At 52.4% G+C, this 14831-nt stretch carries 11 protein-coding genes; 6 read left to right on the forward strand and 5 right to left on the reverse strand.

The genetic code is table 11. From position 1 onward, the window contains the following. Positions 1 to 30 precede the first annotated feature (30 nt). The 4 genes from tyrS to ppc all read right to left on the reverse strand — a co-directional run bounded on the left by tyrS (position 31) and on the right by ppc (position 7682). Complete coding sequence (tyrS, locus tag HMPREF2551_RS00985) at positions 31 to 1326, reverse strand: tyrosine--tRNA ligase (RefSeq protein WP_070836811.1); 1296 nt, start codon at positions 1324 to 1326, stop codon at positions 31 to 33. Between the two features lie 75 nt (positions 1327 to 1401). Continuing rightward, positions 1402 to 3261, reverse strand: a complete 1860-nt coding sequence (locus HMPREF2551_RS00990; protein ID WP_070836812.1) for an acyltransferase family protein — start codon at positions 3259 to 3261, stop codon at positions 1402 to 1404. 485 nt (positions 3262 to 3746) lie between these two features. Next, positions 3747 to 4838, reverse strand: a complete 1092-nt coding sequence (gene ychF, locus HMPREF2551_RS00995; protein ID WP_003748877.1) for a redox-regulated ATPase YchF — start codon at positions 4836 to 4838, stop codon at positions 3747 to 3749. A gap of 141 nt (positions 4839 to 4979) precedes the next feature. Continuing rightward, complete coding sequence (ppc, locus tag HMPREF2551_RS01000; protein WP_070836813.1) at positions 4980 to 7682, reverse strand: phosphoenolpyruvate carboxylase; 2703 nt, start codon at positions 7680 to 7682, stop codon at positions 4980 to 4982. A 187-nt stretch (positions 7683 to 7869) separates the two neighbouring features. Here ppc and HMPREF2551_RS01005 point away from each other — a divergent pair, with 187 nt between their 5' ends. From HMPREF2551_RS01005 to HMPREF2551_RS01030, 6 genes are all read left to right on the forward strand, one after another. After that, entirely contained in the window at positions 7870 to 8334 is a 465-nt protein-coding gene (locus HMPREF2551_RS01005; RefSeq protein ID WP_070646624.1) for a cyclic pyranopterin monophosphate synthase MoaC, read from the forward strand. Positions 8335 to 8383: 49 nt separating this feature from the next. After that, the gene (locus HMPREF2551_RS01010) at positions 8384 to 9130 is read left to right on the forward strand and encodes a HesA/MoeB/ThiF family protein (RefSeq protein WP_210400277.1); all 747 of its coding nucleotides are present in this window, start codon (positions 8384 to 8386) and stop codon (positions 9128 to 9130) included. A gap of 183 nt (positions 9131 to 9313) precedes the next feature. Next, complete coding sequence (locus tag HMPREF2551_RS01015; protein ID WP_049322516.1) at positions 9314 to 9658, forward strand: CidA/LrgA family protein; 345 nt, start codon at positions 9314 to 9316, stop codon at positions 9656 to 9658. Positions 9659 to 9666: 8 nt separating this feature from the next. Next, on the forward strand, positions 9667 to 10359 hold the full coding sequence (locus HMPREF2551_RS01020) for an LrgB family protein (RefSeq protein ID WP_107831957.1): 693 nt from the start codon (positions 9667 to 9669) through the stop codon (positions 10357 to 10359). Positions 10360 to 10402: 43 nt separating this feature from the next. After that, positions 10403 to 11623 (forward strand): bifunctional glutamate N-acetyltransferase/amino-acid acetyltransferase ArgJ, encoded by a 1221-nt coding sequence (gene argJ / locus HMPREF2551_RS01025; RefSeq protein WP_070836815.1) that lies wholly within the window; start codon positions 10403 to 10405, stop codon positions 11621 to 11623. A gap of 78 nt (positions 11624 to 11701) precedes the next feature. Then, positions 11702 to 13072 carry a chloride channel protein gene (locus tag HMPREF2551_RS01030; protein WP_083323092.1) on the forward strand — a complete coding sequence of 457 codons (1371 nt, stop codon included), beginning with the start codon at positions 11702 to 11704 and terminating at the stop codon, positions 13070 to 13072. Positions 13073 to 13147: 75 nt separating this feature from the next. Here HMPREF2551_RS01030 and ubiB read toward each other — a convergent pair whose 3' ends face one another. After that, positions 13148 to 14659, reverse strand: a complete 1512-nt coding sequence (ubiB, locus tag HMPREF2551_RS01035) for a ubiquinone biosynthesis regulatory protein kinase UbiB (RefSeq protein WP_070836817.1) — start codon at positions 14657 to 14659, stop codon at positions 13148 to 13150. Positions 14660 to 14831: the final 172 nt, after the last annotated feature.

Consider the following 14831-nt stretch of genomic DNA (forward strand, 5'->3'; position numbering starts at 1 on the left):
GTTTTCAACGATGCGTTTAATGTTTAAAGATTATTTCCAAACCAACAAAGCGTGGTTGCGTTTGCCGCGGCGGACGATGGTGTATTTGCCGAAACGTTTGTGTTCGTCGGTCAGCATATAGGCATCGTCAGGTTTTTCAGCGGCATGGTTCGGATTGTTGGCTTCGGCAGGTTTGCCGTTGAGCAAAACCGCTTTGCTGTTGACAAAACCGCGCGCTTCTTTGTTGGAAGATGCCAAACCGGTTTTCACCAAAGTCTCCACCACGTTGAGGCTCTCGGAAACTTCAAAAGTCGGCAGGCCGTCGAGTGCCAGCTGCTCGAAGTCGCTTTCGGTAAGATGGCTTTGGTCTTCGGCAAACAGGCTTTCTGAAATGCGTTGGGCGGCGGCAAGGGCTTCTTCGCCGTGAATCAGGCGGGTCATTTCTTCGGCGAGAATGCGTTGCGCTTCTGGCTTGGTGCCGCTGGCTTTGTCTTTCGCTTCGATAGTATCGATTTCTTCGATAGACAGGAAGGTAAAGTATTTCAGGAATTTATACACATCGGCATCAGCCACTTTTAGCCAGAATTGGTAGAACTGATACGGAGAAGTTTTCTTCGCGTTCAGCCATACCGCGCCGCCTTCGGTTTTGCCGAATTTGGTGCCGTCTGATTTGGTGACCAAAGGCAGGGTCAGGCCGAATACTTGTTTTTGGTGCAGGCGGCGGGTCAAGTCGATACCGGCGGTGATGTTGCCCCATTGGTCGGAACCGCCGATTTCCAAAACTGCGCCATGACGTTTGTTCAATTCGGCAAAGTCGTAGCCTTGAAGCAGGGAGTAGGCGAATTCGGTAAAGGAAATGCCCACGTCGTCGCGCTCGATACGCTGTTTGACGGACTCTTTGTTCAACATGGCGTTGACGGAGAAATGCTTGCCGATGTCGCGCAGGAAGTCGAGGCAGTTCATGCTGCCGAACCAGTCGGCGTTGTTGGCCATAATAGCCGCGTTATCGCCTTCAAAGCTTAAGAAAGGGGTCAATTGGTTGCGGATGCTTTCTACCCAGCCGGCAACGGTTTCGGCGGAATTCAAGCTGCGTTCTGTCGCTTTAAAGCTTGGGTCGCCGATCATACCGGTCGCGCCGCCCACCAAAGCAATCGGCGTATGGCCGGCTTGTTGGAAACGGCGCAATGCCAATACAGGCAGCAAGTGGCCGATGTGCAGGCTGTCGGCCGTCGGGTCAAAACCGCAATAGAGGGAAATTTTTTGTTCGTTTAGCAAAGCGTCTAAGGCTTCGATGTCGGTAGTTTGCGCGATTAAGCCACGCGATTGTAGGTCTTTGATGACGCTCATTGATGTCTTCCAAAAAAATTAGCAGTTTTACAAACTGCTAATTGTAGCAAATTTCATCGGATGAATGGCTATGGCTTACTGAAGAAGCGTGTGTTTTTCAGAAAAACGCTTGGCCAGTTCTCTGCCGCCGTAGGGGTTGATGTGGTCTCTATCGGAATAAACCGGCAATCCGTTGATTTTGAAATTCTGAGGAATATAGGCGGTGGCATCGATAATATACACATTGGCATATTTTTCGGCTAATTTTTTGATGCGTTCGTTTCCTTTAAAAGTGTTTTGTTCATCAATAACAAGATTTTGATTAAATCCCGGTATGCGGTAAGACAAAATATAGGCGCGCAAACCGTTGTAGGATAGATTAGGGTTGTCCAGCATCAGGTAAACCACTTGTTTTTCCGAAGAAAGTTTTTGCAACATAAGGTCGAATTTTTTGAAAAAATCGGCATCGTAAGCAAGGGAGTGACTGTTTTCAGGCATTTGGCTGCCCCAGCGCATGGCCAAAAGCACTTTTGAGTATTGGGGCATATGCTCTTTGGCATACTCATAAACGGCACGGCAGGAGGCGTTTTGCTTGAATATGGGCGCGGCATAACCTTCTACATAGGCACAACTGTCCGCAGTAACCATCGTTGCCGACCATTTTTCTTTTTTGCCGACGGTATCAAAAAACGTTTTATATTGGTCGGCATGCGAATCGCCTAGAATCAGTAATTCCGGCTGTTTGTCGGTATCGCCCCAAACACATTGTTTGTCGGTATTGTTGTGGCAAGAAGTGTAGGAACGCGCCAATCCCATACGGTCGTATTGCTCCATAAACGGAAGCTTCATGGCAAGAAAAGGCGTTATGGCCAAAACAAGCATGGGGACGGCATAAACCCATGTAACAGATTGGGCAAAAGAGCCTTTCCACTTTTTAAACGGTTTCTCGACAAAATAATAAGAAAGCAGAGAGAGTGCAAACATTAAGACAATCGCGACCGCAGTCGAATACGAAGGCAGATTGTTTGAACCGATGTATCTCATAAAAGCCAATACAGGCCAATGCCACAGATACAGCGAATAGGAAATCAAGCCTATGCCGACGGTAATCTTCCATTGGAAGAATTGTTTCAGCCGGTGTTCAAATTGATTGAAATAAATGAATGCGGCGGCGGCCAAACAAGGAATGATGGCGGCAGGCCCCGGGAAATAGGCGGTTTTTTCCGTATAGGCAAACAGGCAGGCAAACAGTACGCAGACGGAAAGCAATGCGCCTGCCGCCGCATATGGTTTGCCGGTATCCAGCCCTTGTTGTTGCCGATATTGCATCCACACGGCTGTTAATGAGCCGATTAGCATTTCGCAGGCGCGCAGATGGGGCAGGTAATATTTATCCAGCGAAGTCGGTATAAAAGAAGCCAAAATGCTGAATACGCATAGCGTGATAAGGAAGGCAAACTGAGTGCGCCAGCTTTTGCGGACCACCAGTAACAGCAATATCGGAAAGACGAAATAATATTGTTCTTCGACCGATAAAGACCAAATGTGAAGCAAAGGTTTTTCTTCTTGTATGGGATCGAAATAGCCCTGACCTTTTGCAAAAAAGATATTGGAGATGAACCCCAAGGTGGACAGTGCCGTCCTCCATAAAAGGGAAAAATCATCTTTGGTGAATAAAAGAAAGCCGCATATCAGCGTTGCCGCCAATACGGTAAAAAATGCGGGCAGTATCCGCTTGATACGGCGGATGTAAAACTTTTTGAACGAGAAAATCCTGCTGCTCATTTCACGATGGATAATCATCGTGATCAGAAAGCCGGAAATGACAAAAAAGATATCAACACCAAGAAAGCCGCCAGGCAGCCAGTTTTTTTCAATATGGAAAACGACAACGGATAGAACAGCAACGGCACGCAATGTATCAATATCTGGGCGGTAAGATAAAACTTTGCTCATAATATTTTGATTTTAATAAATTTTATATTAATGGCGTCGTCTGAAAAGTGATTCCTGCCGAGAATGGCAGCATTTCGGAGGTCGGCCATCGTTTGTCGGAACAGGGCAGTTTGTTTGCCTTCTTAGAATGATTGCTGATGATATGCGTTTGAATAGTAATGGATTAGAGTAGGAATAAAGTTGATAGTTTCAACATAATATTTAATATGTTGTTTTTATAATGAATCAATACGATGTGGTATTGTTTAATTATTTATTGTCATATCAATGATATTGTTATTGATGATGTAACCTTACGCTATTTTTAGGTAAGGTGTTGGCAAGAGATGAGAGATTTAAAGAGAGAAAAATTACGGGCCATGCCCGTATTTATTATGGAGATAATGTCTTGTTTTTTTGATATTTCAAGACGTGAGACCGTCTGAAAATAAATTCAGACGGCCTTAATCTTAGAAAAGGCCGTCTGAAAAAGCGTTTTACCGGGTTTATACGTTAAACAGGAAGTGCATCACATCGCCGTCTTGTACGACGTATTCTTTTCCTTCTACACGCATTTTGCCGGCTTCTTTGGCCTTGGCTTCGCCGCCTAAAGCGATGAAGTCTTCGTAGGAGATAACTTGGGCGCGGATGAAGCCGCGTTCAAAGTCGGTGTGAATGACGCCGGCAGCTTGCGGCGCAGTGTCGCCTTTGTGGATGGTCCAGGCTCGGACTTCTTTAACACCGGCGGTAAAGTAGGTTTGCAGGCCCAAGAGGTCGTAGCCGGCACGAATCAGGCGGTTCAGGCCCGGTTCTTCCAAGCCCATTTCGGCGAGGAACTCGGCTTTTTCGTCGTCTTCCAATTCGGCGATTTCGCTTTCCATCGCGGCGCAAACAGCCACAACCGGCGCGTTTTCTTTTTCAGCCAATTCTTTCAGGCGGTCGAGGTGCGGATTGTTTTCAAAACCGTCTTCGGAAACGTTGCCGACGTACATGGCGGGTTTGGCAGTCAGCAGGAACAGCGGTTTGAGCATGGCGAGTTCTTCCGCGTCCAAACCGAAGGAGCGGACGGGTTTGCCTTCATCCAGATGCGGCAGCAGTTTTTTGCACAGCTCGACCAGTTTTTGCGCGTCTTTGTCGCCTGAGCGGGCGCGTTTTTCTTCGCGGACGATGGCTTTTTCGACGCTGGCGAGGTCGGCAAGTGCCAATTCGGTACCGATGGTTTCGATGTCGGCAATCGGATCGACTTTGCCTGCAACGTGGACGATGTTGTCGTCGTCAAAGCAGCGCACAACGTTGACGATGGCGTCGGTTTCGCGGATGTTGGCGAGGAACTGGTTGCCCAAGCCTTCGCCTTTGCTCGCGCCTGCGACCAAACCGGCGATGTCGACGAATTCGACGATGGCAGGCTGCATTTTTTGCGGATTGACGATTTTTGCCAATTCGGCCATGCGCGGATCGGGGACTTCAACGATGCCGACGTTGGGTTCGATGGTACAGAAAGGATAGTTTGCCGCTTCGATACCCGATTGGGTCAGCGCGTTAAATAGGGTAGATTTGCCTACGTTGGGCAGGCCGACGATGCCGCATTTCAAACTCATGGTTTTTCCTGAAAAGATAAAAGTTTAACGGCGGATTATAGCATATTGTGGAGGCACTCAAAACAGCCGCAATGCTGGTGTATGTTCATCATAAAAAGGCCGTCTGAAAACTATTTCAGACGGCCTTTTTTCCGTACTGCATTAACCGGTATTACGCAAACCTTGCGCCACGCCGTTGATGGTCAAGTGAACCATCAGCAGGGCGTGCGGATTGTCGGGCTCTTTGCGCAGGCGTTTGAGCATGGCGACTTGCAGGCCGTTGAGGGCATTCAGGTATGGAATCCTCAAGGCAAGCGAACGGGCGAGGCTGCGGTTGTCGCGCAGAAGCTCTTCGGTTTGCAGCAGGTCGAGCAGTGCTTTGCGGCTGCGTTGGTATTCTTCCTTGATCATGCCGAAGATGACTTTTGCTTTATCGGGCGATTCGCTCAAGCCGGCATAGTTTTCCGCCAAAGTGATGTCGGTTTTCGCCATCACTTGTTCCATATTGGAGAGCATGGCTTGGAAGAACGGATTGCTTTGGGCGTGTTCGCGCAGGGCGGCGAGGGTTTCGGGTTTGCCTTCGCACAAGGTTTCCACTGCGCTGCCGAAACCGTACCAAGCCGGCAGCATGAGGCGGTTTTGCATCCAGGAGAATACCCACGGAATCGCGCGCAAGTCCTGAATCCGCGCCAGGGTTTTGCGGCTAGCGGGGCGGCTGCCGAGGTTGAGGGTGGCGATTTCCTGAATCGGGCTGGTTTGCAGGAAGTAGTCAATGAAATCGGGGTGGGTAATCAGTTCGCGGTAGTATTTGAACGATACGTCCGACAAATCCTGCATCAGCTTGGCATCAGGGTCTTTTTTGTCCGGCAGGATGCTGGCTTCCAAAGTCGCGGCAACCAAGGTTTCCAAGTTGCGTTGGGCATTGCCCGGGTCGGCGTATTTGGCGGTAATGACTTCGCCTTGCTCAGTAATGCGGATTTGTCCGGCAACGCTGCCTGCAGGTTGCGCCAAAATGGCTTGGTAAGACGGGCCACCGCCGCGACCTACGCTGCCGCCGCGGCCGTGGAACAGGCGCATGCGGACATTGTATTTTTTGAAGAGTTCGACCAAGCCCAATTCGGCCTGATACAGACACCATGAGCTGGTAACGTAGCCGCCGTCTTTGTTGGAGTCGGAGTAGCCGAGCATGATTTCTTGGATGTTGCCGCGGCTTTCGAGCAGGGCGTCATACCAGTCGAGGCGGAACATGGTTTCCATGACCGGACAGGCGTTTTCGAGCGCTTCGATGGTTTCAAACAGAGGCACGATATTGATGCGGCTGCGCGGTTTGCAGTTTTCCACTGTCAACAGGCCGCTTTCTTTCAGCAGCAATGCCAAGGCGAGCAAGTCGCTGGGTTGTTCGCAGTTGGAAATAATGCTTTGCGACACGGCATCTTCGCCGAATTCGTCTTTGATTTTGCGCGCTTCGTTGAAAATCGCCAGTTCGTGGCGGGTATGGTCGCTGTATGTGATGAACGGGCTGTACAGCGGGCGTTGATGGCTCAATTCGCGCAACAGGGCGGCTTGTTTTTGCTCTTCGTTCAGGCTGTTGTAGTCTTCCAAGCCTGCGTGTTGGAAAAGCTCGGCAACCACATCGGCATGTTTGCCTGCGTGTTGGCGCAGGTCGAGCGGCATCATGTGGAAACCGAACACGGACACGCTGCGGATAATGTCGGCCAGACGGCCTTCTGCCAGCAGTTGGCTGCCGTTTTCGTGGAGCGAGCGTTGCAGTTTTTTCAGGTCGTTGAGGAACTCTTCGACCGTGGCATAAGGCTCGAGGAAGCCGAATTTGCAGCCCATGCCCAAACCGAGTGAGCGTGCCTTACCCATAGCGCGGGCCATGATGTAGGCGATGGCGCGGCGGTAGGGTTCTTCGGTGCGGGCGATTTCTTCATCGGGAGACTGGGCGGAAAGTGCCATTACATCGTCGTTGACTTTGACGCGGCGGATGGAGAGCGGCAATTCGCGGTAGAGTTTGTCGAGTTCGCCACGATAGAAACGGAACACTGCGTCGGCATGCCGTCTGAACGCAAAACGCAAGGTTTCGGCAGAAACGAACGGGTTGCCGTCGCGGTCGCCGCCGATCCAGCCGCCGATTTTGAGGATATTCGGAACGCGGACGCCAGGATAGGCCGTCTGAAAATCGCGTTCCATTGTGCGGTAGAGTTTGGGCAGGGCTTCAAAGAAGCTCATCGGGAAGATGGATACGCCGTTGTTGATTTCGTCGTTGACGCTGAGTTTGTGGTGGCGCGTTTCGCTGGTCTGCCACAAGCCCAAAAGGACGGTGTCGATTTCGCGGCGCAGCAAGGCCAGTGCTTCGGCATTGGTGCAGCGTTCGCGTTGCGGCAGCAGCGCACGGATGCGGCGGTTGAAATTCAAGACGGTTTGGCGTTGCACTTCGGTCGGGTGCGCGGTCAAAACGGCGGTAACGACCGTGTTGTCCAGTTGTTTCTGCACCGATTTGCCGTTGACTTTTCCGGCTTTGAGCTTGCGCACGGTTTCCGTCAGGCTGCCTTCGGCGCTGTTGTGTCCTGCCTCTTCGTGGATTTGGCGGCGGCGTTCGTGGTGCACGTCTTCGGCGATGTTCAGAATTTGTGCGAACAGGCCGCAGGCCAGGGTTAAATCGTGGGTTTGCTGTTCGTCCAGTTGCGGCAACACCTTCTCAATCAAGGCGGCGCTGTCGTCTGAAGTCGATAACAACTTAACGGTTTCGACCACCAAAGGCGATGCTTCCTCATGCAGCAGATTGAACAGAGACTGTTTTAAAAATTCCGCATCCGCTGCCAAAGCGGCATCTTTGGGATTGTTTAAGATATGCAGTTGCATGATTTTTCTCTTATTTAAATGTTAATTTGGGTTTGTCCCGAATCCATTGTATAGCAAATTTTTGTAAACTGCCAATGCTGCCGTCCGATACATTTCAAGCCGGAAAACAGCCGTCCGTATCCGCCGCGTGGCCGGTGTCTGTAAAATGCCGTAAAATATTAACTGTCAAAACAGAGGCGAGAACCCCATGATCGAATTCCCCAATCAGCCCGATTTTCCTGAGCAACACACCGCCGTCGCCGTCGGCACCATCAACATGAGCCAGCAGGCGGTACGGGTGTTGATAGAGAATGCAACCGAAAAGGCAAGCATCCTGACCATCGCCCGCGTTGCCGCCATTCAAAACATCAAACAAAGCGGCAATCTGATTCCGCTGCACCTGCCCGGCCGCATCATCGGCGTGCAGGTTGATTTCGATATTAACGTCGAGCTGGCCTGCTTGAAGGCCACATTGACCGTCCAAGCGCACAGCAACGGCAGCATTGCCACCGAAGCCCTGACCGGCCTCAATTTGGCACTCTTGAGCGTTTACGACATGATGAAAGACGTTGACCGCAATATGATGCTCAGCGGCATCCGCCTCGAATCCGAAACCAGCAGCGAAGGCCGTCCTTTCCTGTTTGACAACGCCTACGAAAATATTAATTTCTAAATCACTCAGGCCGTCTGAATATTCGGTTTCAGACGGCCTTATTGTTATGATGAACGATCAACAACTTTTGCGGTTCAGCCGCCATATCCTGCTGGATGAAATCGGTATCGAAGGCCAAGAAAAACTTTTGGCTGCCCATGCGCTCGTTGTCGGTTGCGGCGGGCTGGGTGCGGCGGCCTTGCCGTATCTTGCCGCCGCCGGTATCGGCCGCCTGACGATTGCCGATGCCGATACCATCGACGAGACCAACCTTCAACGCCAAATCACGTTTACCGAAGCCGACATCGGCAAAAACAAAGCTTTGGTCATGCAAGGCCGTCTGAAACAGATCAATAGCCAAACACACATTACCGCCATGGCCGAATTTCTCGATGAGGCCAGGCTTGTCGAATTGGCAAACGCTGCCGACATCATCCTTGATTGTTCCGACAACTATCCCACACGCCAGGCGGTCAACCGCGCCGCCGTTGCCGCGCGCACGCCTTTGGTTTCCGCCGCGGCCGTCCGCTTTGATGGACAAATCGCCGTGTACCGCCCCGACCTTCCCGATACGCCTTGTTATGCCTGCCTGTTTGACGGCGAACAAGCCGACGACGGCGCTTGTGCATTGTTCGGCGTTTTTTCGCCCTTGGTCGGCGTTATCGGAACGACCCAAGCCGCCGAAGCGCTCAAAGTGCTGCTCGGTATCGGCACGCCGTCGCACGGCAAACTTTCCACCTACAACGCATTGAGCGGACAATGGCGGCAATACGGGGTGAGGCGCAATCCCGACTGTCCGGTTTGCGGCGGCCGTTAAAGACAAAAGCAGGGCAAAGGTTTCACTACTCCGAAGCCAATCCGCCGGAGCAATCATGCTTATCTTTCATTAAACTTGAAAGAAGGCGTTTCTTCCCTTTTCAGACGGCCTGTGGCACGATATGATTCAATGATTAATAAATTTTTTGAGGCCGTCTGAAAAAGATAGGGAGAAACCGGCTTAATGAATATTATTCGTGCCTTATTGGTGGTATTGGGTTGCCTGACTTTGGGCGAGGCGGCCGTTTGGATTTTGGGGTTGAAGCTGCCGGGCAGCATTGTCGGCATGGGTTTGCTGTTTGCCGCGCTTCAGGCCGGCTGGGTCAAATTGTCTTGGGTGGAAGAGCTGGCGGACATTTTGATGGCGAACCTGACTTTGTTTTTGGTGCCGCCTTGCGTGGCCGTCATCAGCTATTTGGATGTGATTGCAAACGACTGGTTTTCGATTTTGACGGCCACCATCGCCAGTACGGTGTGCGTGTTGTTGGTTACGGGCAAGGTGCATGAATGGGTCAGGAGGCTGATGTGATGGGCGATATCGACAATTTGTTGCGTATGCCCGTGCTTATGCTGTTTCTGACTTTGGCCGTGTATGCTTTGGCGGTGCAGATTCGGGTGCGCACGGGAAACGTTTTGTGCAATCCGGTATTGATCAGCACGCTGGTGTTGATGGGGTATTTGAAGGTATTTGCCATCGATTACGAGCTGTATCACGACGCGGCGCAGTTTATCGATTTTTGGTTGAAACCGGCGGTCGTATTGCTGGCCGTGCCGCTTTATCGAAATTGGGACCGTATCCGCAGCCAGTGGTTGCCGGTGGTGTTGTCGCAATTGGCGGGCAGCGTGACGGGCATTGTTACGGGCGTGTATTTCGCCAAATGGCTGGGCGCGTCGCGCGATGTGGTTTTATCGTTGGCTTCCAAATCGGTGACCAACCCGATTGCGATTGAAATCACGGCGTCGGTCGGCGGTATTCCGGCGATTACGGCGGCAACGGTGATTATCGCCGGACTTTTTGGACAGATGGCCGGATATAAAGTGTTGAAAGGGGCGTTGTACATGCCTTCTTCAGTGGGGATGTCTTTAGGGACGGCCTCACATGCGATGGGGATTGCGGCGTCTTTGGAATACGGCCGCCGTATGGCCGCCTATGCCGGCTTGGGCTTGACGCTCAACGGCGTATTGACGGCGGTATTGGTGCCTATCTTGATTCCCTTATTGGGCGTATAGCGTTTAGGCCGTCTGAAAACAGTGTAAAACAGGAGAAAATGATATGGTTGTAAATTTGACTGAAAAACGTGCAGACGAATTGTTGGAAATCGACGGCATCCGTCTGTTTACAGGTCGCGCCGGCATCAAGCAACAAGACCGCGACGATTTGACGCTGATGGTGTTGGGCGGCGGACATACGGTGGGCGCGGTGTTTACGCAAAACCGTTTCTGCGCCGCGCCGGTGCATATCGCCAAATCGCACCTGTTTGACCAAGACGGCGTGTGTGCCTTGGTCGTCAATACGGGCAATGCCAATGCGGGTACCGGCGCACAAGGCCGTCTGGACGCGATTAAAGTGTGTGCGGCCGTGGCGGAACAGGTCGGCTGCCAATCCAATCAGGTGATGCCGTTTTCGACCGGCGTGATTTTGGAGCCGCTGCCTGTGGATAAAATCGTGGCCGCTTTGCCGCAAGTGCGCCCTGCATTCTGGTCGGACGCGGCGCGTGCCATCATGACGACGGACACTGTGCCGAAAGCCGCTTCGCGCCAAGGCTTGGTCGGCGAAAAACACACAGTCCGCGCCACCGGCATCGCCAAAGGCTCGGGCATGATTCATCCGAACATGGCGACCATGTTGTCGTTTATTGCCACCGATGCCAAAGTGTCCCAGCCGATTTTGCAGCTGATGACGCAAGAAATCGCAGACGAAAGTTTCAATACGATTACCGTGGACGGCGATACCAGTACCAACGACAGCTTCGTCATTATGGCGACAGGCCGTTGCGGTCAGAGCGAAATCGACAATACCGCCGATCCGCGCTATGCGCAGCTCAAAGCCTTGCTCGGTTCGCTGGCTCTGGAACTGGCGCAGGCGATTGTCCGTGATGGCGAGGGCGCGACCAAGTTCATCACGATTGAAGTGCAAAACGCGAAAACCCGCGAAGAGGCGCGCAAGGTGGCTTATGCCGTTGCCCATTCGCCTTTGGTAAAAACCGCTTTCTTTGCCTCCGACCCGAACTTGGGCCGTCTGTTGGCCGCCGTCGGCTATGCTGGTATTGAAGACTTGGATGTCGATGCTTTGAAAATGTGGCTGGATGACGTGTTGGTAGCCGAAAACGGCGGCCGCGCGGAAAGCTATACCGAAGAGGCCGGACAAGCCGTGATGAACCGCCCGGAAATTACCGTCCGCATCGATTTGCAACGCGGCGATACGGAGGCAGTTGTCTATACCTGCGATTTGTCGCACGAGTACGTATCGATTAACGCGGATTACCGTTCTTAAAAAACCTTTATCCTTGTTTTCAGACGGCCTTTGAGAAAAGTATCAAGGCCGTCTGAACACATTGACTGCGTGTTTATGATGAAATTTCCCCAAACTTGGGCAGCGCGCCTCGCCCACAAAATCCGCCAAACCAAACGCCTGTCGAAAAAGAGCATTGCCTTTCTGTTTTTGCTGGCAGGATCGGCACTGGTTGCCCTGACGGCTTTGATGTTTGCGTACTTGGCGGATTTGGCTTTGGAATGGAACGCTTTGTTGGTAGGGAAATATCCGTGGTTTGCGTGGGTGGCTTTGCCGCTGGGTTTGCCGCTTTTGGCGTGGTTTACGCGCAAATTTGCGCCGTACACTTCCGGCAGCGGTATTCCGCAGGTCATCGCTTCTTTGTCTTTGCCTTATGGCGCACAGAAAACCCGTCTGATTCGTCTGGGCGAAACCTTTTTTAAGATTCCGCTGACGTTTTTGGGCATGATTTTGGGGGCGTCGATCGGCAGGGAAGGGCCGTCTGTACAAGTGGGTGCGGCGGTCATGAACGCTTGGGGCGCGTGGTGTAAAAAGCACGGGCTGGCGTTTAGGGGCATGCAGGAAAACGATTTGATTGCCGCAGGCGCGGCCGGCGGTTTGGCGGCGGCGTTTAACGCGCCTTTGGCCGGTGTGGTCTTTGCCATCGAAGAATTGGGGCGCGGCGTGATTTTGCGTTGGGAGCGCCAAATCCTGATGGGCGTGTTGGCAGCCGGTTTCATTCAAGTGGCGATACAGGGCAATAACCCGTATTTCTCAGGTTTTCAAGGGCATGAGCTGCCAAACATGCTGATGTGGGCCGCGGTGTCGGGCATCGTCTGCGGCGTGGCAGGCGGATTGTTCGGCAGCTTTTTGTATCGCGGCGCGGCGGCATTCGCACCGGTACGCTGGCGCAGTTTCATCCGCCGCCATTTGTTGGTGGTCGCCTTTGTGATGGGTATTTTGCTGGCGTTGCTCGGTACGTTTTATCAAGGCAAAACCTATGGCACGGGCTATCACGAAGCCGCCGCTGCACTCAAAGGCGCGTATGAAGCGCCGTTCGGCTTGGCCGCCGCAAAATGGGCGGCGACCGTGTTCAGCTATTGGGCAGGCATTCCCGGCGGTATCTTCACGCCGTCTTTAACCATCGGCGCGATGATAGGCGAACACATGGCTTCTTTCACGCAACTGGGCGACGCGTCCAATGTTGCAGTTTTGCTCTGCATGGCCGCATTCCTTGCCGCTGCGACCCAATCGCCGTTGACCGCCGCCGTGGTGGTAATGGAAATGACGGGCGGACAGAATTTACTGTTTTGGATGCTGCTGACTTGCATCTTCGCTTCGCAAGTATCGCGCCAATTCTCGCCGCATCCGTTTTACCATGCCGCAGGTTTGCGCTTCAGACGGCATATCGAAGCCGAAAGCGGGCATGTTCCGCACGAGAAAAAAGAATAGGTCGGCATATAAAAGGCCGTCTGAAAATCAGATTTCAGACGGCCTTTATTATGTCGTTTAAAGCTGTATTACGGCTTACTTAAACAGCAAAATCAGCAGTAAAACAACCGCAATCACACCCAGCCACAGGCTTTGGCGTTGCTGCACTTTGACCAAATGTACATAGGCATCGCGCATTTCCTGTTGGCGGTTTTCATCAACCAGAGCACTGATTTTGCGCGGCAGGGAAGGGATAATTTGCGCCCAGTCGGGGGCTTCGTTTTTGAGGTTACGCCAAAGGGCTTTGGGGCCGACCTGTTCGTTCATCCAGCGCACCAAAAACGGTTTGGCGGTTTTCCACAAGTCCAAATCAGGATCAAGCTGGCGGCCCAAGCCTTCGATGTTGAGCAGCGTTTTTTGCAGCAATACCAGCTGCGGTTGGATTTCGACATTGAAGCGGCGGCTGACTTCAAACAGGCGCATCAGCACCAAGCCGAAGGAAATCTGCGAAATCGGTTTATTGAACACAGGCTCGCATACGGCGCGGACAGCCGCTTCCAATTCTTCCGCACGTGTGTCGGCAGGCACCCAGCCCGATTCGATGTGGGCGGTGGCGACGCGGTGGTAATCGCGGTTGAAGAAGGCGAGGAAGTTGATGGCAAGATAACGTTTGTCGTAATCGGTCAGCGTACCGACGATGCCGAAATCGAGGGCGATGTAGCGGTTGTCGGCGGCGACCAGAATATTGCCGGGGTGCATATCCGCATGGAAAAAGCCGTCACGGAAAACTTGCGTGAAGAAGATTTCCACGCCGTAATCGGCAAGTTTGTGCAAATCGATGCCGTCTGCTTTGAGTTTGGCGATATCGGATACCGGTGTACCGTCCATCCATTCGATGGTCAGTACGTCGCTGGTGCAGTAGTCGTAAAACACCTTCGGCACAATCAGCATATCGCTGTTTTGAAAATTGCGTCCGAGCTGGCTGGCATTGGCGGCTTCGCGCATCAAGTCCAATTCGTCGTGCAGGTATTTGTCAAATTCGGCCACCACTTCGCGCGGCTTCAAACGCTTGCCGTCTGAAAACAAACGCTCCACCCAGCCTGCACCAAAGCGCATCAGCGACAAATCCTGTTCGATAACGGGCAAAAGGTTGGGGCGCAAGACTTTCACTGCGACCTGTTCGCCCGAATGTAGGCGGGCTTTGTGTACCTGGGCGATGGACGCGCTGGCGACAGGCTCGGTTTCAAATTCCGCGTATAAAATGTCGATGGATTGACCTAGCGATTTTTCGATTTGCGAGCGTGAAAGCTGCGCATCAAACGGCGGCACTTTGTCTTGCAACCTGGCCAGTTCGACCGCGTAATCATGCGGAATCAAATCGGGGCGCGTGGACAATACCTGCCCGAATTTGATGAAAATCGGCCCCAGGCTTTCCAACGCCAAACGCAGGCGCACGGCAGGCGTCTCGTGTTTGAACTTGGACGACTGCGGCAGCATATTGAGGAAAGTCCGCGCCCAGCCCGGACGGACCAGCGAGGCAATCAGCTCGGCGAGGCGGTAGCGGTAGAGCGTGCAGAGGATGGTTTTGATGCGTTTGAGGCGGTTCATGGTAGGCGCGGATAAATCGAAAAAACAGAATTATATAGGAAAAACGGGTAAGGGCTTCAGACGGCCTGAGACTTTTGAAAAAATGTTTGCCGCATATCCGGCAATTTCGCAAAGGTTTGCGGTCGGCCGTTTTGATAAAAAGATGAATATTCACATCATAAATATTCGTCGG

The sequence above is a fragment of the Neisseria sp. HMSC066H01 genome (assembly GCF_001837375.1).
Lineage (GTDB): Bacteria > Pseudomonadota > Gammaproteobacteria > Burkholderiales > Neisseriaceae > Neisseria.